The 25,641-nt window shown below is 38.6% G+C and carries 26 protein-coding genes and 1 pseudogene; 15 read left to right on the top strand and 12 right to left on the bottom strand.

Going from position 1 to position 25,641, the window contains the following annotated elements:
• Positions 1-177: 177 nt before the first annotated feature.
• The 6 genes from VXQ92_RS01455 (at position 178) to VXQ92_RS01480 (ending at position 5,656) form a co-directional block, all read left to right on the top strand.
• Entirely contained in the window at positions 178-462 is a 285-nt protein-coding gene (locus VXQ92_RS01455; RefSeq protein WP_416680040.1) for a hypothetical protein, read from the top strand.
• A gap of 145 nt (positions 463-607) precedes the next feature.
• Positions 608-1,663: an N-acetyl-gamma-glutamyl-phosphate reductase gene (gene argC, locus VXQ92_RS01460; RefSeq protein WP_416680308.1), complete on the top strand. Its 1,056-nt coding sequence runs from the start codon at positions 608-610 to the stop codon at positions 1,661-1,663.
• A 76-nt stretch (positions 1,664-1,739) separates the two neighbouring features.
• On the top strand, positions 1,740-2,489 hold the full coding sequence (locus VXQ92_RS01465) for a DUF6776 family protein (protein ID WP_416680042.1): 750 nt from the start codon (positions 1,740-1,742) through the stop codon (positions 2,487-2,489).
• 18 nt (positions 2,490-2,507) lie between these two features.
• Positions 2,508-2,921: an ATP-dependent Clp protease adapter ClpS gene (gene clpS / locus VXQ92_RS01470; protein ID WP_064102072.1), complete on the top strand. Its 414-nt coding sequence runs from the start codon at positions 2,508-2,510 to the stop codon at positions 2,919-2,921.
• A gap of 9 nt (positions 2,922-2,930) precedes the next feature.
• Positions 2,931-5,207, top strand: coding sequence for an ATP-dependent Clp protease ATP-binding subunit ClpA (clpA, locus tag VXQ92_RS01475; RefSeq protein WP_064096102.1), 2,277 nt, complete (start codon positions 2,931-2,933; stop codon positions 5,205-5,207).
• 95 nt (positions 5,208-5,302) lie between these two features.
• Positions 5,303-5,656, top strand: a complete 354-nt coding sequence (locus tag VXQ92_RS01480; protein WP_416680044.1) for a YnfA family protein — start codon at positions 5,303-5,305, stop codon at positions 5,654-5,656.
• Between the two features lie 107 nt (positions 5,657-5,763).
• Here the strand turns inward: VXQ92_RS01480 and VXQ92_RS01485 are convergent, their stop codons facing one another.
• A complete protein-coding gene (locus VXQ92_RS01485; RefSeq protein WP_064102169.1) occupies positions 5,764-6,240 on the bottom strand; it encodes a hypothetical protein in 477 nt (158 codons plus the stop codon).
• A 354-nt stretch (positions 6,241-6,594) separates the two neighbouring features.
• On the opposite strand from VXQ92_RS01485, the gene VXQ92_RS01490 reads away from it, so the two are divergent.
• On the top strand, positions 6,595-7,887 hold the full coding sequence (locus tag VXQ92_RS01490) for an MFS transporter (RefSeq protein WP_416680046.1): 1,293 nt from the start codon (positions 6,595-6,597) through the stop codon (positions 7,885-7,887).
• A gap of 56 nt (positions 7,888-7,943) precedes the next feature.
• Here the strand turns inward: VXQ92_RS01490 and argF are convergent, their stop codons facing one another.
• Together argF and VXQ92_RS01500 are read right to left on the bottom strand one after the other, a co-directional pair.
• On the bottom strand, positions 7,944-8,864 hold the full coding sequence (gene argF / locus VXQ92_RS01495; RefSeq protein WP_416680048.1) for an ornithine carbamoyltransferase: 921 nt from the start codon (positions 8,862-8,864) through the stop codon (positions 7,944-7,946).
• Between the two features lie 113 nt (positions 8,865-8,977).
• A complete protein-coding gene (locus tag VXQ92_RS01500; RefSeq protein WP_004646788.1) occupies positions 8,978-9,625 on the bottom strand; it encodes a TetR/AcrR family transcriptional regulator in 648 nt (215 codons plus the stop codon).
• Positions 9,626-9,856: 231 nt separating this feature from the next.
• Between VXQ92_RS01500 and prpB the strand changes: the two genes are divergently transcribed.
• Positions 9,857-10,741: a methylisocitrate lyase gene (gene prpB / locus VXQ92_RS01505; protein ID WP_416680050.1), complete on the top strand. Its 885-nt coding sequence runs from the start codon at positions 9,857-9,859 to the stop codon at positions 10,739-10,741.
• A gap of 4 nt (positions 10,742-10,745) precedes the next feature.
• Positions 10,746-11,885, top strand: a complete 1,140-nt coding sequence (gene prpC / locus VXQ92_RS01510) for a bifunctional 2-methylcitrate synthase/citrate synthase (RefSeq protein ID WP_044110021.1) — start codon at positions 10,746-10,748, stop codon at positions 11,883-11,885.
• 66 nt (positions 11,886-11,951) lie between these two features.
• Here the strand turns inward: prpC and VXQ92_RS01515 are convergent, their stop codons facing one another.
• Together VXQ92_RS01515 and VXQ92_RS01520 are read right to left on the bottom strand one after the other, a co-directional pair.
• Positions 11,952-12,572, bottom strand: coding sequence for an aminotransferase (locus tag VXQ92_RS01515; protein WP_416680052.1), 621 nt, complete (start codon positions 12,570-12,572; stop codon positions 11,952-11,954).
• Between the two features lie 104 nt (positions 12,573-12,676).
• Positions 12,677-13,153 carry a CinA family protein gene (locus VXQ92_RS01520; protein ID WP_064096108.1) on the bottom strand — a complete coding sequence of 159 codons (477 nt, stop codon included), beginning with the start codon at positions 13,151-13,153 and terminating at the stop codon, positions 12,677-12,679.
• 253 nt (positions 13,154-13,406) lie between these two features.
• Here VXQ92_RS01520 and VXQ92_RS01525 point away from each other — a divergent pair, with 253 nt between their 5' ends.
• Both VXQ92_RS01525 and VXQ92_RS01530 read left to right on the top strand, forming a co-directional pair.
• A complete protein-coding gene (locus tag VXQ92_RS01525) occupies positions 13,407-13,637 on the top strand; it encodes a hypothetical protein (RefSeq protein ID WP_064102078.1) in 231 nt (76 codons plus the stop codon).
• Positions 13,638-14,239: 602 nt separating this feature from the next.
• Positions 14,240-14,518 (top strand): hypothetical protein, encoded by a 279-nt coding sequence (locus VXQ92_RS01530; RefSeq protein ID WP_064102079.1) that lies wholly within the window; start codon positions 14,240-14,242, stop codon positions 14,516-14,518.
• Positions 14,519-14,625: 107 nt separating this feature from the next.
• Here the strand turns inward: VXQ92_RS01530 and VXQ92_RS01535 are convergent, their stop codons facing one another.
• Together VXQ92_RS01535 and VXQ92_RS01540 are read right to left on the bottom strand one after the other, a co-directional pair.
• The gene (locus tag VXQ92_RS01535) at positions 14,626-14,970 is read right to left on the bottom strand and encodes a hypothetical protein (protein WP_064102080.1); all 345 of its coding nucleotides are present in this window, start codon (positions 14,968-14,970) and stop codon (positions 14,626-14,628) included.
• 388 nt (positions 14,971-15,358) lie between these two features.
• On the bottom strand, positions 15,359-15,661 hold the full coding sequence (locus VXQ92_RS01540) for a hypothetical protein (protein WP_171254942.1): 303 nt from the start codon (positions 15,659-15,661) through the stop codon (positions 15,359-15,361).
• 976 nt (positions 15,662-16,637) lie between these two features.
• Here VXQ92_RS01540 and VXQ92_RS01545 point away from each other — a divergent pair.
• Positions 16,638-16,784, top strand: coding sequence for a hypothetical protein (locus tag VXQ92_RS01545; RefSeq protein WP_171254943.1), 147 nt, complete (start codon positions 16,638-16,640; stop codon positions 16,782-16,784).
• 41 nt (positions 16,785-16,825) lie between these two features.
• Here the strand turns inward: VXQ92_RS01545 and VXQ92_RS01550 are convergent, their stop codons facing one another.
• The 5 genes from VXQ92_RS01550 to VXQ92_RS01570 all read right to left on the bottom strand — a co-directional run bounded on the left by VXQ92_RS01550 (position 16,826) and on the right by VXQ92_RS01570 (position 22,380).
• Positions 16,826-17,461: an SOS response-associated peptidase gene (locus tag VXQ92_RS01550; RefSeq protein ID WP_416680054.1), complete on the bottom strand. Its 636-nt coding sequence runs from the start codon at positions 17,459-17,461 to the stop codon at positions 16,826-16,828.
• Positions 17,462-17,828: 367 nt separating this feature from the next.
• Positions 17,829-19,067, bottom strand: a complete 1,239-nt coding sequence (locus VXQ92_RS01555; RefSeq protein WP_416680056.1) for an alpha/beta hydrolase family protein — start codon at positions 19,065-19,067, stop codon at positions 17,829-17,831.
• A 182-nt stretch (positions 19,068-19,249) separates the two neighbouring features.
• Positions 19,250-20,392 carry a catalase family protein gene (locus VXQ92_RS01560; RefSeq protein WP_416680057.1) on the bottom strand — a complete coding sequence of 381 codons (1,143 nt, stop codon included), beginning with the start codon at positions 20,390-20,392 and terminating at the stop codon, positions 19,250-19,252.
• A gap of 155 nt (positions 20,393-20,547) precedes the next feature.
• The gene (locus VXQ92_RS01565; RefSeq protein ID WP_416680059.1) at positions 20,548-20,763 is read right to left on the bottom strand and encodes a hypothetical protein; all 216 of its coding nucleotides are present in this window, start codon (positions 20,761-20,763) and stop codon (positions 20,548-20,550) included.
• A 411-nt stretch (positions 20,764-21,174) separates the two neighbouring features.
• The gene (locus VXQ92_RS01570; RefSeq protein WP_416680060.1) at positions 21,175-22,380 is read right to left on the bottom strand and encodes an alpha/beta hydrolase family protein; all 1,206 of its coding nucleotides are present in this window, start codon (positions 22,378-22,380) and stop codon (positions 21,175-21,177) included.
• A 1,556-nt stretch (positions 22,381-23,936) separates the two neighbouring features.
• Here VXQ92_RS01570 and VXQ92_RS01575 point away from each other — a divergent pair.
• The 3 genes and pseudogenes from VXQ92_RS01575 to VXQ92_RS01585 all read left to right on the top strand — a co-directional run.
• Positions 23,937-24,221: a hypothetical protein gene (locus VXQ92_RS01575; protein ID WP_416680061.1), complete on the top strand. Its 285-nt coding sequence runs from the start codon at positions 23,937-23,939 to the stop codon at positions 24,219-24,221.
• Positions 24,222-24,660: 439 nt separating this feature from the next.
• Positions 24,661-24,798 (top strand): I78 family peptidase inhibitor, encoded by a 138-nt coding sequence (locus VXQ92_RS01580; RefSeq protein ID WP_404794093.1) that lies wholly within the window; start codon positions 24,661-24,663, stop codon positions 24,796-24,798.
• 335 nt (positions 24,799-25,133) lie between these two features.
• A pseudogene (locus VXQ92_RS01585) lies at positions 25,134-25,322 on the top strand (I78 family peptidase inhibitor); the annotation flags it as partial.
• Positions 25,323-25,641: the final 319 nt, after the last annotated feature.

The raw sequence follows: 25,641 nt of genomic DNA on the forward strand, positions 1-25,641 counted from the left end.
TAATGTACAAGTTGCTGTAGAAGCATGTTTAGTTCGTCTGATCACAGATACGTTATAAAGTAGTTTGAGACTTTTTTAAATCCGTCAATGCGTAAGTCCTATATGAACCGCTTACTGACAAGTATTTTAATTTTTATGCTATCCATTCCTGCACTTTTCTTTTATGTGCTTTTTCTTATGAGTATTTTTAATCCAAGTCTGCCCATTGTGTATCCATGGCCATACAGGTTATTCATGTTGGCGGGGATTGTAGCTTGGGGTGTACTTTTTTATATGAGCATTTTATGGGTGAAGCATCTGCAGATCTCTCAATGGATTTCAGCACTGGGAACTTTGCTAGCGATTATAGGCTTAATTCCATTTATTATTCGATTAGACGCTATCGTATTGTTGGCATTGCCGGCATTTTTATTTACGATTTATCTATGCTATTGCAGCTGGTCAACAGCAAAAGCAGACTAACCACTAATAAATACTAATTTTAATGCAAATTTTATATGGACCTTTTGAAAGCCTATAAAAAACCAGCAAACCCCAGCAAAATGGTTTAGAAAAGCATAACTTCCTGTCATACTAGCCTTATAAAAGGCAACATTTATTTGAGGTAATCATCGTGATTTCAGTGGGTATTGTGGGTGGTACAGGTTATACAGGCGTTGAACTTTTGCGTCTTTTACTGCGACATCCAGATGTAAATGTAACAGCACTGACATCACGTACTGAAGCAGGCCGTCGTGTAGATGACATGTTTCCAAGTTTGCGTGGACATACTGATCTGCAATTTTCTGATCTCAGTCTTGAGCTATTAAAATCATGCGATGTGGTTTTCTTTGCAACTCCGCATGGTGTCGCCATGAAACATGCCGAAGAGCTGGTTGCTGCAAATACCAAAGTGATTGACTTGGCAGCAGATTTCCGTTTACAAAATCTTGGACAGTTTGAAAAATGGTATGGCATGCAACATGCATGTCCAGAACTGTTAAAAGATTCTGTATACGGTTTATCTGAGCTAAATCGTGAAGAAATTAAAAAGGCCAGTGTCATCGGAAATCCAGGGTGTTATCCAACCACAGTTCAGTTAGGTCTGGCGCCAGTCTTAAAAGCGACTAAAGCATTGGTGAAACCTGAAAGCATTATTATTGATGCCAAATCTGGTGTATCAGGTGCAGGTCGTAAAGCTAGTCTGGGCATGATTTATTCTGAAAATGCCGATAACTTTAAAGCCTATGGTGTAGCGGGTCATCGCCATCATCCTGAAATTGTCGAAGCGCTGGAAAATATTTCAGGTCAGAAAGATGTGTTTGATCATATTTTATTTGTACCGCATTTGGTGCCAATGATCCGTGGTATGTTGTCGACCATCTATATCGATTTAACTGAAGCAGGTCAACAAGCTGATCTTCAATCACTGTATGAAACATTCTATGCCAACGAACAGTTTGTCGATGTAATGCCAGCAGGCAGTTCTCCTGAAACTCGTTCAGTGCGTGGAGCTAACCAATTGCGTATTGCCCTGTATAAGCCGCAACCCGCTAAACTGGTCATTCTGGTTGCACAAGACAATCTGGTCAAAGGTGCAGCAGGCCAGGCCGTGCAGAACATGAACCTGATGTTTGGTTTTGCCGAAGATGCTGGCTTAAATAATATTGGTTTATTACCATAAAAAACGTATTAGAACTTCACACACATTTAGATTTGCATTTAAATGTGTGTCTTGTATAAAGCAAACAGAGATCAAAATGCCGAATAATGAGTCAAACATGACGATCGCTCAGGAACCCGATACAAAGAAATCATGGATGAAAGGCAACACACCATTAGTAACCGGTGCTGCTGTTCTGATTCTTGGGAGTGGTCTACTGGGCTATACCGTCGGGCATCGGCAAGGTTTGACTGCGGTTGGTTTTGATGCAGATGCGGAACAACTGGTTGAAGTGGTACAAAAACAGAAAGCCAGTCTGGAAACATTGAACAAAAACTTGAATACTGCGGTTCAGGAACGTGATCTGGCAGTCAGTAATGCTAATGATCTGTATCTGGCCATGACCAAGGCACGTGATGAACAGACTCAGGCTGAAAGCGTGGGAACCATTTATCGCGAGGTTTTGCGTCAGCGTGGTGGTTTGGCATTGGCAGTTCAAAATCTGTCAATCAAACCTTTACCCGAAAATGCCTTTGAATATCAGATTGATCTGGTACAGGTGAGTCCAAGTAAAAGCCGTGCTTCAGGTAGCGTAGAATTGCGCCTGATTAAAGGCACTGAAATTCTGGTCGTGCCATTAGAGGATAAAAACTTCAATTTTGAAAATTATGAGCGACTCACAGGCCGCTGGACCATGCCTAAAGGCTTTAAGCCTGAATTTATTGAAGTGCGTCTTACTGGTGCCAAACCTGTAATTCGTCGTTTTAGTTGGGAACAGGGCAAAGCAGTTGAAAATCAGGCTGCCTCCTTGTCAGAAATTCCGAAAACCGAAGCAAATGCAAATTAAGTGTGAAATATAAATCTTATGCCAAGCAATAAACGTCAAATGTGTTTAAGTGATATTAAAAACTCTTTTAATGAGTCTGGAATTGTTGATTGGCATATCAGCCCACGTTTAGCAAATGAACCCTCTGAAGAAGGTGATTCTGACTTGGCTGTACAGACTGCGCCGCCAGAATTGAAACGCCCTCCATTGTATGCTGTCGTTTTATTAAATGATGACTACACCCCGATGGAGTTTGTAATTGAAATTTTACAACAATACTTTGCAATGAATCTTGACCAAGCTACACAAGTAATGCTAACTGTACATTATGAAGGAAAGGGTGTAGCTGGGGTCTATCCTCGAGACATTGCGGAGACCAAAGCGAACCAAGTCAATAATTATGCTCGATCACAAGGTCATCCGTTACTTTGCCAAATAGAGCCTAAAGATTAAGGGGGTTACATGCTCAGTCGTCAATTAGAAGTATCACTACGTTTGGCTGTCAGCATGGCTCGTCAAAAGAGACATGAGTTCCTGACCGTAGAACATTTATTGTTGGCCTTGCTCGACAATGATTCCGCCGTAAATGCACTGAAAGCATGTGGCGCGGATATTATCGTGCTGCGTAAGGAATTAGAAGAGTACGTAGAACAACATACCCCTAAACTTGGTGAAAATAGTGACCAGGCACCACACCCGACAGAAAGTTTTGACCGGATCTTGCAACGCGCGATTTTTCACGTGCAATCAAGCGGCGGTGATCGTACTGTAGAGGGTGCCGATATTCTGGTAGCCATGTATTCTGAGCGTGATTCATTTGCGGTCTATCTGCTGAAACGCCATCAGATTAACCGATTGACGCTAACCCAGTACCTGTCGCATGGTACGCGTAAAGAAGACGTGCAATCTGAAGAAGAGATTGAGGACCTAGATGGCGAATCCACATCTTCAGCGAGTTCAGGCCCACTTGAGCTTTATACGACTAACCTGAATGTGGAAGCCCAAAAAGGCAAGACCGATCCACTGATTGGTCGTGAAAAAGAAATCGAGCGTGCCGCGCAAATCCTTTGCCGCCGTCGTAAAAACAACCCGCTGCTTGTTGGTGATCCGGGAGTTGGTAAAACCTCGATTGCTGAAGGTCTGGCCTGGTTGATCGTAAATGGTAAAGCGCCAAAACCGCTGGAAAATGCTGAAATTTTCAGTCTGGATATTGGTGCTTTGGTAGCAGGAACCAAATACCGTGGTGACTTTGAAAAACGCTTGAAACAGCTTTTAAATGCGTTGAAAAAGAAACCAGAAGCAGTGCTGTTTATTGATGAAATTCACATGATTATTGGTGCAGGCTCGAGTATGGGCAGCACCATGGACGCATCGAATCTGATCAAGCCGGCGCTGGCAAATGGTTCTTTACGTTGCATCGGCTCAACCACTTTCCAGGAATATCGCCAGGTCTTTGAGAAAGATCATGCTTTATCACGCCGTTTCCAGAAAATTGATGTGAATGAACCCTCTATTTCAGAAACCATTGATATCCTACGTGGTCTGAAATCGAAATTTGAAGATTTCCATCATGTGGAGTATGACGATCAAGCGCTGGTATCTGCAGTAGAGCTATCTGCAAAATTTATTAACGACCGCTTCCTGCCAGATAAAGCGATTGATGTGATTGATGAAGCCGGTGCACAGCGCCGTCTTAAAGCGGAGCAAGATGACAGTTTAATTACGGTAGAAAATATTGAAGACATCGTTTCTAAAATTGCGCGTATTCCACCAAAAACGGTCTCTAAAGATGACAAGAGTGTGCTGGAAAATCTTGAGCGAGATCTGAAACGTGTGGTGTTTGGACAGGATGAAGCTATTGAGGCCTTGGCATCTGCAATTAAGTTGTCACGTGCCGGTTTGAAGTCTCCAGATAAGCCTGTAGGTAGTTTTGTCTTTGCGGGTCCTACAGGTGTTGGTAAAACCGAAGTGACCAAGCAGCTCGCGAAACAGATGGGTGTGGAACTGGTTCGTTTTGATATGTCGGAATACATGGAACGCCATGCAGTGTCCCGTCTGATCGGCGCACCTCCCGGCTATGTCGGTTTTGATCAGGGTGGCTTGCTCACCGATGCGATTCACAAAAATCCGCACTGTGTATTACTTCTTGATGAAATCGAAAAAGCACATCCAGATGTATTTAACCTGTTATTGCAGATCATGGACCATGGTTCATTGACCGATAATAACGGGCGTAAATCTGACTTCCGCAACGTGGTCTTGGTACTGACCACCAATATTGGTGCTGAGAGTATTTCTCGTGCCAGCATCGGTTTCATGGAACAAGACAATAGTAACGATAATCAGGAAGCGATGAAGAAAGCCTTCTCGCCGGAATTCCGTAACCGTCTTGATGGCGTGATCCAGTTCAAGGCATTACCAAGCAGCATTATTGAAAATGTTGTAGATAAATTCCTGACAGAACTCCAGGCACAACTGGATGATAAAAAAGTCATGCTCGAAGTGGATCAGAGCGCACGTGAATGGATGGCTGAACATGGCTATGACCGTTTAATGGGTGCACGTCCAATGCAGCGTCTGATTCAGGAACACCTGAAAAAACCGCTGGCTGAAATGATCCTGTTCGGCGAACTGGCTGAAAATGGCGGTAATGTTGCGGTGTCTGTTAAGAAAGAAAATGGTAAGGCGGTCGGCTTAAAACTTGAAGTTTTTGAAGACCAGACAGCTGAACCAGCCTAATTGATGGAAAAGATTAAACCCGTGCTTGCACGGGTTTTTTCATGCATTCATATTTTAAAGCATTACATTCTTTCATCTAGTTCAAAAGATAAATTATGGATATTCAAATTACCAAGTTATTCACGACATTTTTCCTGTTTTTCGTCACTGCATTGATGGAAATTTTAGGCTGTTATTTTCCTTATCTAATTTTAAATCAGGGAAAAAGCCACTGGTTATGGATTCCGACAGCTCTGGCTTTAGCGATCTTTGTCTGGCTATTAACCTTGCATCCGGCCGCTTCAGGAAGGATCTATGCAGCATATGGTGGTATTTATATTTTTTCTGCTCTGATGTGGTTGCGCTTCATTGATCAAGTGACGCTGTCACGTTGGGATCTGCTGGGCGGTATGGTAGTCATACTAGGCGCATTAATTATTATTTTTCAACCACAAGGCTTGGTACGTTAATCGGGGTACACCTCGATAAAAAAGTTCATCAAAAAAGGCAGCCAAAGCTACCTTTTTGTGTTCTAAACTCTGTAATCGAATCACCCGAGATTTCTTATGTATTTAGACTATTTCAATTTGCAATCTTTCTGGGAAATAGCAGTCTTATAAGTTTGCGTTTGCGAGTTCAATGTAAGTTCAACCTTGTAAGGATTTTCAATCTGATAACGATGTTCAAAGAAAATTTCACAATTATTGAGCAGATTATTACGAATTACTTTCATCACCTCTTTGCGCCCTAGATCTTTTTCAAACTGGCTGAAGTCTGGTGTGGTAATCATTCCTTTTAGCGTGGTTTTATTAGCGCTTAGCTGCAATTGTTCAATCACTGTATTCTGGTCAATTTGCAGAGGCAAGGTTCTGGAATCTTCTGCGCTCAGTACTGTCAGCAATTCATTCAGTTCAGCTTTTTTCTTAATTTTAAAGCTACTGTCGAGAATCCCTTTTTTATGAAGATATTGATCAAATTCGGAAGCATTTACATTTGTTGTGAGTAGACCGAGACCAAGTCCTAAAACGCTGAGTAGCTTAATATTATATTTCATATGAATCACAGAAATTACGTTAACTTTATGAGAAAAATAGAAACATGACATGAATAGAAACAACACACAACTTTAATTTCATAGCGAATACTTAAGCGCTAAGTTTTAGTAACAATATTTGCCTATGAGTATTAAAATTTTCATATTTCAGCTTCAAAAAAATCATCAAAAATTACACTTATTATTTTGTCTGAATATTCAGCAAGGCTTATATTCATAGCAAATTATCTACAATAAAAAGTAATAACTCTGGCTTGGATTAATTTCTGGAGAAGGGGAAATAGTTAGTAGGAAGATGCATGCCTAATGCCTATAAATTTTCAACCTGAATAATTAAAATAAGGATGTCGTATTTTGAACCAAACTTATACTAGACAAGAAAAAATTAGTCGAATTAAAGGTGTTGTTGGAGCAGCTTCTGGTAACTTGGTCGAATGGTTTGATTTCTACATTTATGCTGTATTTGCAGTGTACTTTACCCATGCACTAACCGCTCCTGGAATGGAAAGTTCTGCTCAGGCGATTTACGTTTGGGGAGTGTTTGCAGCCAGCTTTTTCATGCGTCCCATTGGTAGTTGGCTATTTGGGCGTATTGCGGATAAATATGGCCGCAAGAAATCGATGGTTATTTCAATCTGTTTGATGGCATTGAGCTCTTTCCTGTTTGCAGCTTTACCTACCTATGAACAAGTTGGAATGATAGCTCCTTTTCTGTTGCTACTGGTACGTCTGCTACAAGGCTTGTCTGTAGGGGGGGAATATGGTGCAGTCGCAACCTATATGAGTGAACTCGGCCTCAAGGGTCAACGTGGATTCTTTTCTTCTTTTCAATATGTGACCTTAACAGGTGGTCAACTCTTGGCAAGTTTGTTGGGCGTCATTTTCTTGAATATTATGACGGAACAGCAGTTACAAGATGGAGGATGGCGAATTCCTTTTGTTATAGGTGGCGTTGCTGCACTTGCTTCTTTACTGGCACGTAGCCGGCTTGAAGAAACTTTATCGCATGAAGATAGTGAAAAGCAGGAATCCGGCACACTTAAAGAGCTATTTAAAAATTACTGGAAAACCTTTTTGCTGGTCGTTGGTTTGACTTCAGCAGGTTCTTTGAGTTTCTATGTGATCACGGTTTACTCAAAAACTTATCTGACCAATATTGGGATTGATGCCAAAACCGTAGGACTGATTATGACGGCGTCTATCTTTATTCTCATGATAGCACAACCCTTTTTTGGCATGCTATCCGACCGTATTGGACGGAGAAATTCAATGCTACTGTTTAGCAGTCTGATGGCTATTGCGATTTATCCCGTCATGGTGCTAGGTATGCGTGCCTTCAGCAGCTCTCCCTTGATTGTAGCGTTTCTGCTGATCTTTCTAATGATGATACTTAGTTTCTATACCTCTATTAGCGGTATTGTAAAAGCAGAATTGTTTCCGCCTCATGTGCGTGCGCTTGGGGTAGGCTTTTCCTATGCTGTTGGGAACGCGGTCTTTGGTGGCTCCGCACCCTCTGTTGCACTACAGTTTAAGGCAGCAGGAATAGAAAACAGTTTCTTTGTCTATGTGATCGTGATTCTGATTATATGTTTCTTCTGCAGCTGGCAACTTCCTAAAGAAGCTCAATATCTAAAAGATGATCTTTAGGAAGTGGAAAATCAAAAAAGCACCTCAGGAGGTGCTTTTTCATAGTTTATAAATTATCAGTCTTTTTTCAGGTTTTCATTGAGCAGAAACTCAACCAGCGCTTTTTGTGCATGCAGACGATTTTCAGCTTCATCCCAAACCACAGCATTTTTATGGTCAAGCAGATTTTCTGAAATTTCTTCACCACGATGCGCTGGCAGACAGTGCATGAACAGACAGTCTGGATGCGCAAGATCCATCAAGCGTTCATTGACTTGGTAGTCTGCAAATGCTTTTTCACGGATTTTCTGTTCTTCTTCCTGACCCATGCTGGCCCAAACGTCAGTCACGATCAGATCGGCATTCACGGCTGCATCTTCAGCAGTATCTACCAGCTCGACACAATGCGCGAATTCAGACAGGAACTGTTGCTGCGGTTCATAACCTTTCGGTGCAGCCACTTTCAGCTTAAAGCCCCACATGTGTGCTGCTTCAATATAAGAATTACACATATTGTTGCCATCACCAATCCAGGCAACAGTTTTACCTTCGATTGAGCCACGTTGCTCTACATAGGTCTGCATGTCAGCAAGTAACTGGCAAGGGTGGTGGTCATCAGTCAACGCATTAATCACTGGAACTTTTGAATAAGATGCAAAACGCTCCACGATATCATGGCCGAAAGTACGGATCATCACAATATCCAGCATGCTTGAAATCACACGTGCAGAATCTTCAATCGGTTCACCACGACCTAACTGGGTATCGCGTGAAGACAGGAAAATCGCGCTACCACCAAATTGGCTCATGCCAGCTTCAAACGAAACACGCGTACGGGTACTGGATTTTTCAAAAATCATGCCCATCACTTTACCAACAAATGGTTGGAACACTTCATTGTTATGCTGTTTGCGCTTAAGCTCAATTGCGCGTTGCAAAATCTGGTTAAGTTCTAAAGTTGATAAATCGCGTAAGGTGAGAAAGTGACGGAGAGCCATTCGTTACTCCACAATAATTGCCGAAAAACTCGATCAACAATCAGTTGTTGGTTAGTTTAAGAAAAAATACGGAATCGGCTAATATACTATAAGCAATGAAAAATGCAAAAAAACTAGACTTTTTGATGACCGTCTAAAAAGCGATCCACACAATAACTGATGTATTTGTCGATTTCCTGATCATCTTCCTGTACCGGAATTCCCATCAGAATACGCCATTCCAGATTGCGCAAAATACCAAAATACAGCTGCGCCGAATATTGTGGATTTTCGCAATGCAATAAACCTTGCGCATCTGCCTGTTCTAAAGCCGTGGCAATGGCACTTTGCACATGCACCGGGCCTCGCTCATGAATATGCTGAGCAAGTTCAGGATTACGCTGGCTTTGTTCCAGCACCAGACGCATAAAGGCCGAGTTTTCCGGTTGCATAATCTGGTGATAAAAATTAAGCAACGTGTGTACTAAATAACTACGAAAATCCAGTGCCATCAGTTCGATCGGAATACTGATATCTTCAAAAAACTTGATACGACGATAATCGCAGATGGCTTTAAACAAGCCTTCTTTATTGCCAAAGTATTTATAAATAGAGGCTTTAGAGCCACCGGCATGCTGGACGATATCATCCAGAGACACAGCATCATAACCCCGTTCCAGAAATAGCTCGGTTGCACTGATCAGCAGCGCAATACAACGCTCATGACCACGTTTGGTCTGTGGCAGATCTTTGGCGAGCGGTTCTAGGGCGAGGTCTTGCATAGGAGATAGTACATCAACATGTCAATAGAGATTGAAACGCCATCATAGCAAATATATGCACATATTTCATAATTGCGCCGGATAAGTGCAGTATTTGCTGGATTAGGTAAAGCAAAACTTAAAAATTTGACTAAAGTTTTAGAGTATTTGTTCTATCGGGTTATGGAATGAGCAAGCCAAATGAGTATACTCGAATTTCAATAATTATAGCCAAGACTGTGGAAAAGGAAGATGACAGAACAAATGTCTGCAGGTTTAAGATTTAGACAAGCGCTTGAAGTCGAGAAACCATTGCAAATTATGGGCACAGTAAATGCCTATGCTGCCATGATGGCCAAACAGGTCGGTTATAAAGCCATTTATTTATCAGGTGCGGGTGTCGCGAATTATTCTTATGGTTTGCCTGATCTGGGCATGACCAGCCTAGATAATGTTCTTGAAGATGTACGCCGGATCACTGAGCGTGTCGATACCCCTTTATTGGTCGATATTGATACCGGATGGGGCGGTGCATTAAATATTGCCCGCACGATCAAGCAGATGATTGCAGCAGGAGCCGCTGCAGTTCATATTGAAGACCAGGTTGCACAGAAACGTTGTGGTCACCGTCCAAATAAAGAAATCGTATCGCAACAGGAAATGGTCGATCGTATCAAAGCGGCTGTAGATGCGAAAACCGATTCAAACTTTGTGGTAATGGCGCGTACCGATGCGCTGCAAAAAGAAGGCCTGCAAGCCGTGATTGATCGTGCTTGTGCCTGTGTTGAAGCCGGTGCTGATGCAATATTTGCCGAAGCAATGACCGATATTACCATGTACCGTACAGTATGTGATGCAGTCGGTGTGCCCGTCCTGGCGAATATTACCGAATTTGGTGATACACCGTATTACACAGTTGATGAACTGGCGGAGCAGGGTATTGGCATGGTGCTGTATCCATTGTCAGCGACGCGTGCAATGCAAAAAGCCGCACTTGAGGTGATGCGGTCGGTACGTGAACACGGCACTCAGGTAAATGTTCTGGATCTCATGCAACAACGAAAAGAACTCTACGAATTTTTAGATTATCACAGCTTCGAAGACACATTAGATAAACTGTTTAAACAGGAGAATTAAAAAAATGGCTGAAGGAAAAGTACTCACCGGCGCAGGATTGCGCGGACAAGTGGCAGGTAAAACCTCACTTTCAACAGTAGGCAAAAGTGGCGCAGGCCTGACCTATCGCGGCTATGACGTGCAGGATCTGGCGGAACATTGCCAGTTTGAAGAAGTCGCTTATCTGATTTTCTTTGGCGAATTGCCGACAGCAGAGCAATTGGCCGCCTATAAAGCTAAACTGAAATCATTACGCACTTTACCCCAGGCGTTAAAAGAAGTGCTTGAGCGTATTCCTGCCGATTCACACCCAATGGATGTGATGCGTACTGGTGTTTCCATGCTGGGAAATCTTGAAACTGAGCAGTCTTTTGAGCAGCAACAGGATATCGCAGACCGTATTTTGGCAACTTTGCCGGCAATCATTTGTTACTGGTATCGTTATAGTCATGACGGCGTGCGTATTGAAGAAAATACTGATGATGATTCGATTGGTGCACAGTTCCTGCATCTTCTGCATGGTGAAAAACCAAATGAGCTACATGAACAGGTAATGAATGTTTCCTTGATTCTGTATGCAGAACATGAATTCAATGCTTCAACTTTTACCGCTCGTGTGTGTGCATCAACATTGTCCGATATGCATTCCTGTATTACCGGCGCAATTGGTTCCTTGCGTGGCCCTCTACATGGCGGTGCCAACGAAGCTGCGATGGACATGATCGAAAACTGGAAGTCGCCTGAAGAAGCTGAGCGTGAAATGCTGGGCATGCTGGAACGTAAAGAAAAAATCATGGGCTTCGGTCATGCGATCTATAAGGACAATGATCCGCGTAACGGCATTATTAAAGTCTGGTCTGAACGTTTAGCCAAAGATGTCGGTGACACGGTACTGTATCCAGTCTCAGTGCGCTGCGAAGAAGTCATGTGGCGTGAGAAGAAATTATTCTGTAATGCGGATTTCTTCCATGCATCTGCTTATCATTTCATGGGCATTCCAACCAAGCTATTTACCCCGATTTTTGTCATGTCGCGTGTGACAGGCTGGGCAGCACATGTGATGGAACAGCGCGCAGATAACCGTATTATCCGTCCAAGTGCAGACTATACCGGTCCAGAACTACGTAAAGTAGTGCCAATCGCTGAGCGTTCTACAGCGGCTTAATCTGTTTCTGTAGTAAAAATAAAAAAAGAAGGTCTCAATTGAGACCTTCTTTTTTAGTGAATTCTGTTATCGGCTTAACAGTGCCGGATCTTCAATGCTATAACCTGTTTCAAAAGGAATACCTAGATACTTGACTGTCACTAGAGTTTTATTCTGTCTCGGAACTTTATAGGCTTGGCTAATTTTCAAGCCTTGCTGATAACTGACTGCTTGCTGAACCGGGCTTTTTTGTGCGCCAGATTTCACTTGATATTGATAGGTCCATTTTGGCACTTTTTCATTCGGATCATGCCAGGCAGGCGCGCTACCTTTCGTTGTCTTTAACACCTTAAGCTGTGGCTTTGATTTTTGAATCGGACTCAATGGGACTAAACGTTTTTTGATTTTGGCAATGTCCTGATCAAACTTGCGGCTATCCTGATCATAATCGATGCGCTTGGTTTTAGGATTGATATATAAGGAATTGACCTGAATCAGCTGATTCGGTGTTTTAGATTTAAAATTATAATAATACAGTTGAGGCAAGCGTCCACGACCATCAAGGTAATGACGAAGGATATAAAGTTTTTGTTCTTTGACTTCATAGCCTAAAACTTCAATATTTTGTGGACCGCCTACTGTAGCGAAAGCCAGACCGGGCAAGCTAAGAGGGAGCAGAAGCAGTGCGGTTTTAATATTCATGGTCATTCCACTCTCAAAAAAAAATAGATTGGCAACTAATCATGCCAATCTATCCTAAAATACGGTAGAAATAATGAAGCTTATTCAGGCTACACAGTAACTTTGAAAGCTTAGCGGTTATTCAGCAGATTGATCATGTCATGTGCAACCGCTGCCGACAGTTTGTTGAGGCGTTCAAGTGGTGAGCCTTTGAGATAATACTGAAACTGATGGATTTGCGTGCCATCATTAATGGCCACAAAAAATGTTCCTTCCGGTTTCTCTGGTGTCGCGCTACCACCTGGTTTAAGCAATCCGGTACAGGCGATAATCCAGTCAGCATTACGAAACATTTTTTTACCTGCTTCCGCCAGCGCAACAGTTACCGGCATAGATTCGGCAGTATGACTATTAATCAAGGTTTTAGAGATACCCAATACTGAAGTCTTGACACTTACATCGTAGCAGATCAAACCACCAAGCAGAATTTCGGCACCTTCACCTTTACAGATGGAGAACTGGCTGCTGAGATATCCAGAACTTGCGCTTTCGATAAAGGCAATTTTTATATTTTTCTCTTCGAGTAAGCTGCAACAGGTTTTTATCATAGTCTCTCTATTTCTTTGTGGGAGTAGTGATTGTCGATCAATCTAGACAGATTTTTCCATCCATTAACTTCAAGTATATTTATATTTTTATGAAAATTAAAACTATTTTCAGAGATAAGTGTAATTTCATGTTGTTTGGACTTTATAGTCTGAGTGGTTAAAGCTTGGGCTATTTTCATAAATAGAGGTTTCTTCTCAAGCGGAACAGTGGTAAAAATAAAAATAAAGTGCTTAGTAAAAGTAGGGCGTTGGAATGCAAACCACAGTAAAATATGTTGTCTTGAAAAGTCTTGACTATCAATTGGGAACACCGTTATTTCAGGAAGAAATCGATGCTGATGGTCAATATTTTGATCAGATTCCAAGCACGCTTTCTTATCAGAACTTACAGTTTAAGGTGATAAGCAAGGAGCTTAAACGTTTACATCTAGCTGAAGAGCAGGAAGATACTCAGACTATTATTGTTAAAGTGGTCAATATCTAATAAAAAATGAGTCTAATAAGTCTCCTTAAAGGAGACTTATTATATAGAAGTGATCTAATAAAGATAATTTAAAACAATGAGTTTACCTAAATTAATAGTAAAAAAAAGAAAAAATTATTTAAGTCAAAATCAAGATAAAATCTATAAACAAAAATTATTATTGAGGAAATTATTTTAATTATCGTATTAAGATGTGTTTAAAATATTTTAAAAAATGGATTATGAATATTTAATTCGATTTTCAAAAAATATTGCAAAAGATAAATTTTTTTATATATTTATAAATATCAAAAGCATAAGTTATGGTAAGTTGTATTTAATAATATTTTTCAATTTTTCTATATATAAAACAGAGCTTAAGTTATTTCTTTTATTGGATAATAGTTTTGATTTTTATATCTTTCCTTATGTTTCTTTTGCATTATATTAGGTGATTTATGTTGCTCATTAATCTCCACTTCAATTACTTAGCTTACTATTTTTTACATTGAATTAAACTGTAACAGGTCAAAGGTTGGATAAATCTAAAAAATGAGTAGAGTGGTTATTAAGTCGAAACTCTATCGGCTTTTAATTTAAAGCAAATAGTAAGGAATACCACCATGGCTAATAACCAACAGCAAGACCAACAGAACCAACAACAGCAACAGCAAAATCAACAACGCAATCAAGATCAACAGCGTCAGCAAAATAACCAGCAAAATCCAAATCAGCAACAACACAACCAGCAGCAACAACAGCCGCAGAGTCAAAGTAATCAGCAACAACAGCAGCAACCGCAGCGCAATCAGCAACAAAACCAGCAAGGCCAACAGCAACAACAGCCACAGCAAAAAAGTAACCAGCAACAACAAAATTCACGAAATCAACAAGATGAGTGAAAAATAAAGCGTTAATTCTTTCCAGAATATACGCTATTTATAAAAAACCGCCTGAATAAGGCGGTTTTTTATGCATTTACTTTTTCTTATAAAATTGAATATATCAACTAGGAACACTGAATATTAGCTTTCTGCTTGTAGAAATTCAGCGCATTGTCTAGATCTTGGAGTAGATCCTTTTCTGTATATTCCTGAGGGGCAAGTTGTAGTAGTGCTGGCATGTAATTATTTTTATATTCTTCAGGATACTGGTTACAGAGGATGCGGATTCTTTCTTCTATACTAATTGTTGAAGAATCTAGTTTATCCAGATAAACACTGAGCTGGTTATCTGACTGTTCAAACTGTGCTCTGATATTTGAATCAGGTTTGGCTGAGCTCTCTGCTTGTTGTTTTTGGCAACCACATATTGCCACGCTCATCAAGACAGTAATCAGTATGCGTTTTTTCATAGTGCTAAATGTTGATATGCCTTATATGAAAAATTATAGAGATAAATAGCGAAAAAGAAAGCAGCCATCTGCAAATTTTATAAGTTGTTGAGAAACTATATATAGTTAGTAGCAAGTATTTTAAAAATGAGAATCTTCTCCCAAAATTTGAACCAAGCTTTTTAATATTTATTTGAATTGATCATCTTTAATATTTGGATGTTTATTGGTCAAATTTGAGGGGTGAAAATATTTTTGCCTAAAATACAGACATTTATTTAACAGAAATAGTGAATATTTCACATTTGGAAACATTGAATCTATATATCCTACACAGATTGGGTGGTTGGCTAGTGATATCTTGGCGTCATTCTAAAAAACTTAATTTAAATAATTAAAAATCAGCATATTACAAAGCCTGTTCAATTGAGGAGAGTTGAACAGGCTTTTTCTTTTTCGCAACAATCTTCTTTTTTGATACTGATTGTAGTTTTCGCCCCTGTTGTTCACATAAGTTTTCATTCACAACATAAAGCATGAAAATTCTCTCAAGAGAAATACATGAATAGATGTTATTTATATATCTCTTTTCACGAAAAGACAGGACAAAGCTATGATGAGATGTATATGCGCATTTGGCATGGGCGTGATGGTCGGCTGTTGTTTTAAATCTTGCAAAGAAAAAATGTGTCAGATGATGAGCAACGAGCATTGTAAAAGTGATCATTGTAAAAAGGACCAGATGACTAAAGCTGAAGAACCTGTACGGACTTAGCTCTGAAGGCTTTAATTTACCTAAATACGAAGCAGAGTAGCGAAGTCGTTCCAGCTTATTCAGCTGATCCAAATCATGATGTATTGGATCATTTTATATTTGAAGCAATAAAGCTCGATTCAGAATCGAGATTTATATAAAAGGAGAAAAACATGATGCAATTTATATTTTGTTTATTTGGTCTTCATGGTGCAACTGAAATCGATTACACCTGTGATGATGATGAAATAAAAGAGTGTCGTGATTGCTTGAAAAATATTGAATAATATTCCAACAATAAACGTAAAGCCTTTCCAGTTCAATCACCAGGTGGCGAGGGCTTTACTGATGAAATTTTCCTTATAATAGAGATAAGGTTGGAAGATTTTCGTATTTGGTCTCGGTGAAAACAAGATTTGGTTGATTACGATACTTATGTATCCGGCAAGATAAATTTATATTCGTCATGTTTTTTCTTCTATGAATATGATAAAGGCCATGGGAAAGAAGTATTGTAAATGTGATGCTTAAAACAGTCTTTTGATTGCTGGCCATTATTGCACCACATTTTCTGTCTTTCTGGTGGAACAACAAAGTCAGTCAAGCAGACTTATCTGAGGTGGTGACGTAATCGCATTTCAGACATATTGAATGACACACGTTAGCAAAATATTCAAAAAACAGGGGGCGTCTGAATCCTTTAATTACACCGCCAAGACTCTCTATTAACCAATAAGTAAGTTTATATTCTCATACGGTATTATCCTCCAATCAGCTATCGAGACTTATTAACTTATGTGTGACAGGTGCTGTGAGAAGTGAGTACATGCTGAAGAGATTAAATTTCTATAATGTAAATGTGAAACATAAATAACATTGATGTTTATTGTCAGATGTCATATTTATTTTGAGTAAACAGATCGAGGAGATATATATGACAAATAAGCCAGAGCAAGAGCAGGAATCAAATCCACAAAAAGAATCAAATGACGATAAAGGGAATCAGGAATCTTATAAGCATGTCAAGCCGGAGAAAAAACCCAATGCCGAGCCAGAAAATCCATTGAGAGAGCAGAAATAAGTATTTTATATGAATAAAGCCCTAACTTGGTTTAGGGCTTTTCAGTTGGTCCACAAACCTTGCTCTTTAGGCCTTGTTATAAATTCATCTTTCATTTCAAAGAAAAAATTATGAGCTTGTTCATGGTCGCAGTTGAGCCAGTCGTGTCGTAATTCTTCAGGAATCACAATAATCGAACGTTTTTCATCATTCGGCTTGTGAAACCGTTTCATAAATGGGTGCTGATCCGAATTTATGGTAAGCATCGAAAAGGATCTGATTTTCTCACCTTCAATCAATGCATCCTCATAAATTGCTGCAACCGTGAAAGGATGACCATCTTCACGTGAAATACCAAACCAGTGTGGTTTATCGTCTATATATTTAGGCTCAAAGAATGTATCGACTGGGACTAAAGTAAACTGGTTATTTTTCCAGGCATGTCGAAAACTTGGTTTGGATGCCACTGTTTCACTCCGGGCATTGTAGGTATGTCTGCCATATTTCAACTCTTTTGCCCAAGATGGAACTAGTCCGAAACGTGCAATATCCAGCTCAAACTTGTCCGCACCACGCATAATGATTGGGGCGGGTGCTAATGGATAAACATGTATTTTTATTCCGAGTTCCAGTTGTTCTTCATGAATATCTAGTAAGGAAAGACGTTTTTTTGAAGGGAATTCATAGTTCGAGCACATAAAGAACCTCTTTCATTCTCATTGTTGTTTGCTAAAGAATTAAGGAATCAAAATGGGGAACTCAAAAATCAAAATTATGAGTTTCAGCAAAAGCTCTAATACTTGCTTTAGCTACACGTTTGCGAAGGAATAAAATTTGGATTAATTAAAGTTAGTTGGCCTGTAGCAGGCCCGGATTAATCTCAAATAAATGAAATATTACGTTTCGATATTCGTTACAGCTTAACTGCGATAAGCGTGTTAATGGCATACTCAGGCCATAATAGCTAAACTTTTAATGATATGCAGTCTAGTAACAGACTGCATATTTCATAGATTTCATATAGTTACCGTGATCACAAATATCTAATCGACAAAAATATGAACATTAATTTGTCTCACAAGTACTCATAAATTTTCCTTGTTCAACTGAGTTGATAAAGTCTTCGACCATAAATTGACTTTGTCTTAAAGAGCCATGATGATCTGCACCTTCAACAGTTTTAAATGCAATCGGCTTTTGTTTGGTACACATTAGCTGATAATAGGCATGAGTACCTTGATAATCTACAATCTGGTCTTTATTACCCTGAACTATCATTACAGGGACAGTAGGTATCATATTTTCGATGGATTGTTTTTTCGAGTATTCTATTAAGGGATTAAGATCTGCATCGGGTTTGAAAACTGTTTGAGGTGCTTCTTTCACATCGGCTTGTAATTCCGATAAGCCATGATTACGCGCATAATTGACAATCTGGGCCATTTCAGGACTCAATAAATTCATAATATTGAGGCTAGGATCCGCGGCTTCAGCACCTAAAAGAACGATAGGAAGAAATGCAACCACACTTTTTTCGATTTGAGGATGCAAGGCTGCGTATTGAGCAATTCCCTCATATTGATATCCTCCTGGGGCGACGACCAGTGCTCCACGTAACTTTAACTCAGGTGCATCTTTTTGCCCATGTGCAGCTACCATTAGGGCAGCAGCGCCTCCCTGACTGTGACCCATGACATACCATTTCCTGTTAAAATGATAAGGCTTTAAAAAATGAAGTGCTCTTACAGAGTCAACCACAGTATGCAGTTGGCTCTGTGCATTCATGTAGGGGTGTTTGCCGGGTGTACCTAAGCCCTGATAATCAGTGGCAACTACTGCATAGCCTTGGGCAAGCCAGGCATCAAGTGGTTTGGAAGCCAGCTCTTGATAGGCATGCACGGGTCCACCGACATAATCACCAGAAGGGGCACAGGTATCTGCCACTCCGGTGGTGCCATGTGCCCAGGCTAAAACGGGCCAGCCACCTCTAGGTGGTTTGCCTTGTGGCAATAAAACAAATCCGGAGACAACAATGGGTTCTGAATGTATACCACGGCTGCGATAGGTAATTAAAAATCGTTGGGCGGCATGGGGAAATAAATCAGTACTTTGTTCTTCGATAGCGAGTAGAGTTCCGGGGGTCTTTGCAGCAATATCACAATTATGATGATTGCATTTCTGGGAATCCTGATTCTTGCATTTCCGGGAAATAGCAGGAGAGGCGAGCAAATAAGCAGAGCCTAAGCCCGCACAGCCCACTATAATTTTCAGGAGAGGACTTTTTGTTTTCATCACAGATACCATTTCAATTTTTATAATTTCATTTATAATGTAGCAGTCTTAGCCATGTTTCTAAATTAACTATTAACAAACTTTGTAAACTAAAATTACTAAAATTATTAAGCTAAATTAAATAAATGATGCAATAATCGCTCTAATTTTAGTTTAAGTTATAATTTAATTAATAATTCATATATATTTAGTTCTCAGTGTGGTTCTAATCTTTTAGTAGCATTCATCTCATGTCTAAGCTGACTGATACGCTCATAAATCACCTTTCGCATCCGGTTTACTCCTCCCAGAGGTTTGTGTTCCGGTACTGTATGCCATGGCGTAAAGGAGAGGTTTTCACAAAATTCGTTTTGTTCAGGTGTATCAAAAACCTGTTGAGGAATATGAATAGTCGCTAGCTTGTAAAAAGGTGCCTGGTTTTCTGGCCATTCGGTCATCGAATCTTCGACCGACATGCTGTTTGATGTTCGGGGTTGTACTAAAAACTCCATGCATGCCTTACTTTTTTGCAATTGGTTCCGTAGATTTTCTCTTAGAAAATTATTGTGGGGATTATAGGGTATAGGATCTGTTCCTCTTGAACATGCTTGGGCTGAATACTTTACAGCTTGACGACCACTGCCTGTTCCTAATTGATAGGGCACCATGGACCAATATCGGGTTTGCAGAGGATTAGATATTGTATTTCTCGTATTTAAGGCAATCCAGGTTCCTTTAGCCCCTAATGCAAAAGGGGTATGCAATTTTTTGAGAAAGCTTTCACTATTTATATCCTGCATAAATGCCATATAACGAGCTGGATCATTCACAAAAAAAACCGGATGATTAATCATGATGAAATCTTGAGTAGACATTTCATCATGATTTAAAAGTCTTTCTCCCGGTACTGCCAAAAGCTTTATTGCCATGCCACGGGCATCTTTTTTAATATCTGCTTGTTGAGCATTACTAGATCCATTAGAAAAACGTATCCAGGCTTGATAGGTTTTTCCGGGAAGAAAAATACCTTGTGCCAACTCTTTGGGAAGTGCTTCAGCTATCTTGAACTCTGCGCGTACACAACCGTGTGCCTTAGGGTGTGCATCACGTAGCGCGATACCGGTCGAATACTCTTTCCGAATAGATTTCTCAATAATGTCTGCGATCTTTTTAGCTGTGATTTCTTCATCAGGATAAAGGCTTTCATTTAAACCACGATCTATATTGGGATATGTGATAGCTTTGGGAGATTCAGGGGTTATAGGCGAGGTATCAGCATATATAGTGTTAAAGATATTGATGGTCATCAGCGGGAGGTAAAGTAGGCCCAAGCCTACAGCTCTTATAAAGTCAGGCATTGAGTATCTCCTTGATATACCGCTAAAGTTAGTTTTAACTTATGATCTGAAATTCTTTGAAGGCCCTTTAGACCAATAATAATGATCATATTTGTTTGATTATCATTCTTTATTAGATACTCTATTTCAAAGTAGGTTTTTACTTTTAATTCAACTTAATAATAAAAATAGGGATCCTGACTGTTTTTTGCCACTTTATTGCAGTTCTTGCACTTGATACTTTCAATAGAGTAGCGCCCATGAGTTTGCTTGCCTTCTGCAGCAGCAATAATAGAAAATTGCTGAGTATCATTAAAGCTATAGTCATCCTGTGCTTCACAAACAGAACACTTGATAATTTTTCTATCGCAGTAGATGTATGCTTCGCTCATTATGTATCTCCTGATTCTTAGTTTTATATTTTCACTGTTTATCATCATCCAATATTATGTAGTATTCACCTAGAACTATATACTGAATAGCTTGTTTTTATTAAATTTTTTGTGTACACATTGATAGATTATTGAGATGAAAATACAATTAAGGTGATGTATGCTTATAATATAAATTTATGAAATTTATAGATTATTTAATTTTTCGAAAAGCGTTTGTAATCCGGTGTAGGCACAGTGGATTCTGCTCTTTAGCAGTTATCTCCTGAGTATAGCTTCTGAGTTGTGGAAGTGTGAAAAGGGCTATGCCTGTATTGCTGTGCATGGCATTAAATGCATGTACAGCCCCTCACTTGCAATCAAGGGGCTGACAATTCTTTAAAGGCTAATTTTTAAAGTTTTACTTGATTATTATTTATTACAGGTACTAATAAATTTCCCTTGTTCAACCGAGCTGATAAAATTTCCTACCATGGATGCACTTTGTCTTAATGAACCATGGTGATCGGCACCTTTAACGGGCTGGAATGCGATGGGTTTTTGCAATTTGCAGATCTGCTGATAGTAAGCATAAGTACCACGAGGATCTACAATCTGATCTTTATCACCTTGAACAATTATTACGGGAACAGTAGGTATCATATTTTCAATCGACTGTTTTGCGGAATAGTTAAGTAATGGAGTAAGATTTGCATTTGATTTGAATACTGTTTTGGGAGCTTCTTTTACTGTAGCTTGCAATTCTGATAAGCAACGATCCCGCGCATTAGTCGTAATCTGTCCCATTTCTGGACTTAGTAGATTCATGACGTTCAGGCTTGGATCTGCCGCATCGGCACCCAGAAGAACAATAGGAAGAAATGCAATCACACTTTTTGGAATTTGCGAATGAGTTGAAACGTATTTGGCAATCCCTTGATATTGATAACCACCTGGTGCAACAGCCATTGCTCCGAGCAGCTTGAGTTCAGGAGCATCTTTTTGCCCGTGAGCAGCTACCATCAGGGTGGCAGCACCTCCTTGACTATGTCCCATGACAAACCAGTTTTTACTGAACTGGTAAGGCTTTAATAGATGGATTGCCCTGACAGAATCCACGACAGTATGTAACTGGCTCTGTGCATTCATATAAGGATGTCTTCCTGGTGTACCTAAACCCTGATAGTCCGTTGCAACCACTGCGAAACCACGAGCGAGCCAGGCATCAAGCGGTTGGGCGGCGATTTGCTGATAGGCATGCACAGGCCCTCCTACATAATCTTCAGAGGGTGCACAAGTGTCAGCCACACCAGTTGTACCATGAGCCCAAGCAACAACAGGCCATCCACCTTTTGGGGGATTACCTTTAGGGAGCAGGATGAATCCGGAAGTTACGATAGGCTCTGAATGTATGCCACGACTACGATAATTAATTAAAAATCGTTTTGAAGCATGAGGAAATAAATCGGTGCTTTGTTCCTGAATGGATAACAAAGTACCTGGTGTTTTTGATACCACATCTGTTAAAGGACTTTTATCTTTTTGGGATTGTGTAGGAGAAGCTGCAACATGGCTAGCAAAGCCTAGACATATACAACTAATCATAACTTTAAGAGGAATAGGATTTTGAATTTTCATTGCCGATACCACTTTAATTTTTATAATTTCATTTTTAATGTAACAGTCTTAGCCATGTTTCTAAATTAATTATGAGTAAACTTTGTAAACTAAAATTAGTAAGCTGATCTCAACAATTGATGCCCTGAGTACTATGGTTTTAAGTAGGTGATATTTGAAAAAATCACAGGAATAACTGCACTCAGTCTTTGTGGTTAAGAGACGTACCATCTGACATCTCCATAAATTTAAAACCCAGATTTTTCCTGATATTTATAAGGTGAGCTTTATATTAAGTGGGCGGTCTATGACTCACTTTAATTGTGAACTGATGTCTCATGAAAATATTGAAAATTGTCTATTTTTTAAAAGGCATATGAAATATTTCACAGCGAATCATCGTGATGACCACGATCCTTGCTTATTAATGGCAACGACAATTCCAAAGTTTATTGATTTACTATCAAAACAACCTGATAAATTTTATGCTTTAAATTTTAGACATCTATAAATACTATTTATTACCAATAAAAGAAGCTATAAGTAAATTAATTGGTATGAAGATGAACCGTGATCAGAGTCAATAATAACTTTTTTATATTGGTCTTATAACATTTTTTAGTATGAGTAACATAAAAAGTACACCGGCTGATGGATTATTTTATTGTTTAGAAAATGCTACAAATTAATAAAATAACCTAAAAAAACACTTTGAAACATTTTATTCATATTTTCTACATTTTATTTAATGATTTTCAATGGTACATTTTATATGCGCTCTGAAGAAGACGCATGTAATACGAAGAAAATGACTACAGTAATGGCCCGCTTGTTCGCAAGAATAAGCGGGCTTTTCAACTGAAAAATAAATTTATTTTAGTCTTGAATATAATTTAAACATATATATAATACAAAAATAGATTCTATGGCTGTAGTTTCTTTAGTTTTTCAACCTCCTTTTTCATAAAGGAGGTTTTTTTTGCTTTTTTATTTAAGATTTTATATATATTAATAATTTGTATTATTTTAAGTGTATGTATTATATAAAAATAATAATAGTAAGGTTAGACTTTTGTGTATTCTATCTGCGCTTTATAAAGGTTAAATTGATATATTTTTAGTAGAAATGAAAAAACTAATTAAAATGAATAAAGAACCAAATATCAGTCTAAATCTATATTAGAAAATGTAATTTTTAAAGATTTACATAGGATCTTAACGCTTAAATTTTAATTCTTTTCACTATTTCTTTTTTTTCAAAAATAAATAGGTTAATATTTGAAAAATAGGGAGTTTTATGTTTTTTTGGAGAAGCAGGCTAATAATTATTCGATTATAAAATTATGTCATTAAAATAAAATACTTTAATAATAATTTGTATGGAAAATAAAAATAAAATTATGGCGAAAATCCACCTACTTAATTTATAAGAATTAAGTGGGATTTTTTAATACGAACAAAATGTGAATTTAAGTTCGTAAAGTAAAGGTTTAAATACGTTTTCTAACTATTTTAAAATCTAAAACTATTTTATCTTTTAATACTTATTAATTCGACCAGAAGATATAGGCATTCACATGACACAGGAAACACTGGTTTTAGTATATGATGAAGCTCTGAAGGTGCATGGTTCAGCTACGCATGACATAAACGGTAAGTTGAAGTTTCTTGCAGAATACTTATCATTATATGCAAAATTAAGGAATGAAGCAGCTCTTATTGAAATTAAGACTTTGACCGTACGATGCAAATACAGATCTAGGTCTAGAACCTATTGGGTATTCGATATGCCTGAAATATCTAATAAAAAGCTATATATTGAATATCTTTTTGATTTAATTGGCGGATTTAAAAGGCTGTAATAATCATTATAAATTACTAGCAATTGAATATTTAACATCTTTAAAAGACAGAATTTTATAAAACTCATAGATAGGTCATATAGCATTAGGGTCTCTCTATTTTAAACCTCCTTTATTAGGAGGTATTTTTTGCCTGTTAAAAAATCAAGGTTTTAGTTTCTGTTTTTAAATCTCTATTTCATAATGTGTATTAAGATTGTTGATAAAGCTAGGCTCATATAAACCGTCTGTCTTAGGTATGATCCTACTTTTATTTATTAAAGATATAAGTTTATGAAATTTATTTATAATTTATCATTTATTCTTGCAGCAGTGGCCTTGAATGCTTGTGCCAGAACTCCAGATAAAGAAGTCGTTTACAAGCCTGAAATGATGAAAAAATAAGTACCTGACAGTGCAGCTAAATTAGCACGTAAGACATTAGCAATGTGAAGCTGATATCAAATCAAAAACAAATGCTGAGGTTGTTAGACTGGTTGCACCGGGTCAACCTATCACTAAGGATTATCATCTAGGACGAATCAATGTAATTGTTGATCCACAAACTCAAAAAATTGTTAAGGCATTTTGTGATTAAAAACTAAAAAGCAATAGTCTACAGAATCTTCTTCGGGAGGTTATTTCCATTATAACTGTTAAAAAAATACGAAATTCGCCAAATCATCAAGCTGAAAGCAAGATACTTTTTTTATTAAGCTTTCTGTTTAAATAGAATGTATAGAGATTGTTGTTAAGCCTGTAGTCGAGGCTACCATATTCTGTATGATTACCTTTTTTATCCTGAAAAGACAAAATTTTATGAAAATTATCCAGAATTTATCTTTAATGTTAGTTGCTGTCGCATTGACAGCATGTGCAAATAATCCTGAACAGATGCCTCCTCACCAAGGAAATACTATGAGCAGCTGTATATCTGATGAAGCAGCAAAACTTGTTGGGCAAACTGGTTTATCTGAAGCGACAATTAAGGCAAAGACTAAAGCTGAAATTGTACGTATGGTGGCGCCTGGCCAGCCGGTAACTTTAGATTACCGTTCAAATAGAATTACAGTAGTTACTGATCCACAAACTAAAATTATCGTTCAAGCATCTTGTGGCTAATAACTCAAGACTGATTAACAAAAAGCCATCTTCGGATGGTTTTTTTATGGTGGCAATTTATGGACGCTCATTAATCTAAAACCCTAACCCATAAGCCTCTATCCAAGAAGAAATCTCGCCATCAATCACAACCATTGCTAACCTAACTTATTCAGATGTGAAAAAGCGGCAATTTGAATTCATGCCAAATAAGATCAAGTGCATATTCAAAATAAATTTCCATATTTAAATATCGTAGATCACTGATTAAAATGACGAGATCTATGAATCCCAAATTATTTTTAAAAAGAATTATATAAAATTCCAAGAGTGATAAAAT

The sequence above is a fragment of the Acinetobacter sp. 228 genome (assembly GCF_048147885.1).